Below are 4,086 nucleotides of genomic sequence, written 5' to 3'. Positions count from 1 at the left end.
AGATTACATCGTACGCGAAGTCGTCACTCCGAGTCCCCGTAACCACATCTTCCTGTGGTTATGGGTCCCGGATCTGCGCGCGCTTGTGGCGCGCTTGTCCGGGACGACAGCGGAGTTTGCAGCTACACTTCCCGCACTACTGCAAATGCGCCAGATAATGCGCGACCGCCGTAATCTCCTCTTCGCTCATCGCATAGGCGACATCGGCCATCGCGGCGACGCCGCCGCCGACGCGCTGGCCGGCCTTGTAGTCGAAGAGCGCCTTCACGAGATATTCCTCGCGCTGGCCAGCGAGGCGCGCGACGGCCTTGGTGCCCGCGTAGGTGTCCGTGTGGCATGAGGCACAGCGGCGGCCGGTGGCGACTTGTGCGCCTTTCTTCGACAGATCGGGGTCCTTGTCCTCCGGACCCATCGGCGGCGCGAGCTGCGAAAAGTAAGCCCCCAGGCTGCGGATGTCCTCGTTGCCGATCTCCTCGACGATCGGCTGCATCTGGTCGTTCTTGCGCGAGCCGGCGCGGAAGAACACGAGCTGCCATTGCAGGAATTGATCGGGCTGGCCTGCGAGCGAAGGAATGTTCTCGGTCTGCGAGATGCCGTTGTCGCCGTGACAGCCGGCGCAGGCGGCGGCCTTCTCCTTGATCGCCGCATTGTCGGCGGCGCTTGCGGAGAGGGCGCCGAGCGCGATGAGCGCAACCGTGCTGATTGCGTGCGAGATGAACTGCCGGGGCATGGTAGGGATTCCGATCTATCGAAGTCGCCATTCCGGAGCGCGCCGCTTGGCGCGAGCCCGGAATCCATAACCACGAATCGGGGTTATGGGTTCCGGACTTGCGCGCAAGCGGCGCGCAATCCGGAACGACTGCATTGGACTGTGAAAAATGAACGAGGCTGCGGCCGTCACCCGGTCGCAGCCCCGTTATCGTGTCGCGCTACTTCTTGCTGTAGCTGATGCGATAGATCGCGCCGGCCCAGTCGTCGGCGACGAGGATCGAGCCGTCCTTGGCGAGGATGATGTCGTTGGGACGGCCGAGATAGCCCTGGTCACCCTCGATCCAGCCGGAGGCGAACACCTCCTGCTTGGCGTTCTTGCCGTCGGGTCCGACGATCACGCGCATGATGCGGCCGCCCTGGTACTTGTGGCGATTCCAGGAGCCGTGCTCGGCGATCAGGATGTTGTTCTTGTACTCGGCGGGGAATTGATCGCCGGTGTAGAACTTCATGCCGAGCGGAGCGACGTGCGCGCCGAGGTTCAGCACGGGCGGCGTGAACTCGGAGCACTTGTGACCCATCGCGAACTTCGGATCGGGCAGGTCACCCTGGTGGCAATAGGGATAGCCGAAATGCTCGCCCATCTTCGAGATCATGTTCAGCTTGTCGCTGGGCAGATCGTCGCTGACCCAGTCGCGCGCGTTCTCGGTGAACCAGAACTTGCCGGTACGCGGATCGACGTCGCCGCCGACCGAGTTGCGAACGCCGAGCGCATAGATTTCGGCGTTGCCGGTCTTGGGATCGACGCGGCGGATCTGCGAGACGCTGGTCGGGGGCACGCCGACGTTGAAGGGCGGTCCGAACGGCAGGTAGAACCAGCCTTCCTTGTCGACCGCGATGTACTTCCAGCCATGCGCGGCATAGGAGGGCATGTCGTCATAGACGACCTTGCCGTCGCCGAGCTTGTCCAGATTGGCCTCCGCGTTGTCGTAACGGATCAGCTTGTCGACCGCGATGACGTAGAGCGCGCCATCCTTGAAGGCGAGACCGGTGGGCATGTTCAGCCCCTTCAGGATGGTCTTGACCTCCTTCTTGCCGTTGTTGTCCTTGATGGCATAGACGTTGCCGAGGCCGAACGAGCCGACGAACAGCGTGCCCTTGTCACCCCAGGCCATCTGCCGCGCGGCGAGCACGCCGGGCGCATAGACCTCGATCTTGAAGCCCGCCGGCAGCTTGATCTTCTTCATCATCGCCGCGAGCTCGGCCTCCGATGCGCCGGTCGGCGGACCCGACGGCGGCGCCAGGCCCTTCTGCGCCTCGGTCTCGTCGCCCAGGAACCAGTCGTCCGGCGGATGGGTCCAGAATTCCTTGGTGCCGGATTCGTACTTCTTCAGCTGCCGGTTCTTGTCCTGTTGCTGCGCATTGACAACGCTGGTCCCGGCAAGAAGGGCAACCGCTGCAAGCGCCAACACGGATCGATGGAACATCGATGTCATCGCGTCACTCCCCTAAGGCAGCCGTCAGGGCTGCACGTTATTTTGTTATGGCTAGTCGAGAGGCGAAGTTTTGAGTCCGCCTGAGAGGCAGACGCAAAAAGGTTAGCACATCTGCGAGCGGTGAGAAGCGCGTGGCGCGCACTGCGGTTGCGCTCAATAAGAATTGAGACGGATTTTCTTCGGACGCTGGCACAGCAGCCGCAATGATCTCGCTGCAACGCGGAATCAAGATCGCGCGCGACTGATTTTCAGGCAGCCGAAGGGGCGGTCACACAAAAACGCGAAAACAACCCCATGCACAGTAGAACGGCAAAGACCATGTTGCGCCCGGTGACGGCACGCAGACATTTGATGCATCGAGCAAAACAGCAGCAGCGGCGCTTACGAGGCGACGGGGTAGGGTCCGTCGTCGAACACCGTGTCATGATAGCCTTTCGACCCGATCGCGCGCGCCAGCGTGCTGCGAAAATCCCGTCCCGCGACGAGGCTGTGCAGCACATGCGCGAAGTCGAATTCAGGCCGCCAACCCAATTCGCGCCGCGCACGATCGTTGACGTAGACGCGGTCGATCTGCGGAAACAGGCGCCAGCTGTGCGCCGCATAGAGCTGCGCGCAATCCGGATAGAGCTTGCGCACGACACCCGCCGCGTCGCGCGCGATCGCCGCGAGATGGTGCGGCTCGAACGGACTCGTGGCCGACACGATGTAGCGGGCGAAGCCGATGTCGGGCGCACGTTCGACGGCGAGCAGATGGGCGCTCACAGCGTCCGCTATATCCAGCCGGCGATAGAGCAGCTCATTGGCCTGTGCGTTCTCCAGCGTGTAGGCCGTGCGCATCGCCGGATCGTCATCGTCTTCCGGAAAGAAGCGCGAGGTTCGCAAGGTGAGGACGGGCAGGCCGCGCTCGCGAAAGAACAGCTCGCACAGGCTCTCCGCCATCAGCTTGGTCGTTCCGTAGATGTTCTTCGGCACCGGCGGCAGATCCTCGGTGACCCACACCGCGGCCTGTCCGGCTTCGGGGCGAAGCTGCGAGCCGAACGCGCTGGTGGTGCTGGTGAAAACGAAGCCACGAACGCCGGCGGCCACGGCCGCCTCGAGCAGGTTGAGCGTGCCCGTGACGTTGGTGTCGACGAAATCCTGCCCGCTGTGGGTCGCCACATGCGGCTTGTGCAGCGTCGCGGTGTGGATCACGGCGGTGACGCCGTCCATCTGGCGCCGTACGAAATCGGGATCGACGATCGAGCCGACGGCATCGGTGAAGGGCGACGGCTTCAGATCGACCCCGTGCACAGGTGACCCGCGCCCGCGGAGCGTGCGGAGAAGAGCCTCCCCGAGATGGCCCGCGCTGCCGGTGACCAGAATTGTCATTGCAGACCCAATACAGCCGCCAGCGGCGTGGAAATCCACGATTCCGTCCGGTTTGGCTGGATGCTCTGGGAAAAATTGGAGCGGGCGAAGGGGCTCGAACCCTCGACCCCGACCTTGGCAAGGTCGTGCTCTACCACTGAGCTACACCCGCATCCTGTGTCGGTCGCATGACGCGCCGGCAACGGCTGTCGTATGCCAAAAGCGGGAGGGGAATGCAACAGCTACCGGCGGCATAGATTGGTATCTTGGGGCCTATATGAACCCCGAAAGCGGCCAAATCGACCGAAAATGCCCCGGAACCGCCGAATCAGTCCCGATGGATTGAAATTCGGCCGTCCCGGCCCAATTTAGGAGCCGACGACGAAGCATATGCGTTGGCGACGTGCTAAAGACCCGCCATTCCAGACATAAGACGAGGGGATCCCGTGACGATCATCGACCAGGGTAACGGAGCGGCGGGCCCGGCTGCGGCCGATCTGATCAAGGACACCACCACCCAGACCTTCGTGAAGGA

Annotated in this window: 3 protein-coding genes and 1 tRNA gene; all 4 read right to left on the bottom strand. The window is 63.1% G+C overall.

Annotated elements, in window-relative coordinates; translation table 11 throughout:
* Nucleotides 1-136 precede the first annotated feature (136 nt).
* The 4 genes from AC1D00_RS30265 to AC1D00_RS30250 all read right to left on the bottom strand — a co-directional run bounded on the left by AC1D00_RS30265 (nt 137) and on the right by AC1D00_RS30250 (nt 3,723).
* Nucleotides 137-730 (bottom strand): c-type cytochrome, encoded by a 594-nt coding sequence (locus AC1D00_RS30265; protein ID WP_477013190.1) that lies wholly within the window; start codon nt 728-730, stop codon nt 137-139.
* Nucleotides 731-929: 199 nt separating this feature from the next.
* Nucleotides 930-2,204 (bottom strand): PQQ-dependent sugar dehydrogenase, encoded by a 1,275-nt coding sequence (locus tag AC1D00_RS30260; RefSeq protein WP_027543828.1) that lies wholly within the window; start codon nt 2,202-2,204, stop codon nt 930-932.
* 381 nt (nt 2,205-2,585) lie between these two features.
* Entirely contained in the window at nt 2,586-3,572 is a 987-nt protein-coding gene (locus tag AC1D00_RS30255) for an NAD-dependent epimerase/dehydratase family protein (RefSeq protein ID WP_477013189.1), read from the bottom strand.
* A gap of 76 nt (nt 3,573-3,648) precedes the next feature.
* Nucleotides 3,649-3,723 (bottom strand) — tRNA-Gly (locus AC1D00_RS30250).
* Nucleotides 3,724-4,086: the final 363 nt, after the last annotated feature.

The organism is Bradyrhizobium sp. P2_E8 (genome assembly GCF_056403875.1).
Note: the sequence above shows the minus strand (reverse complement) of the source record. Positions and strands in the feature narration are given on the sequence as shown.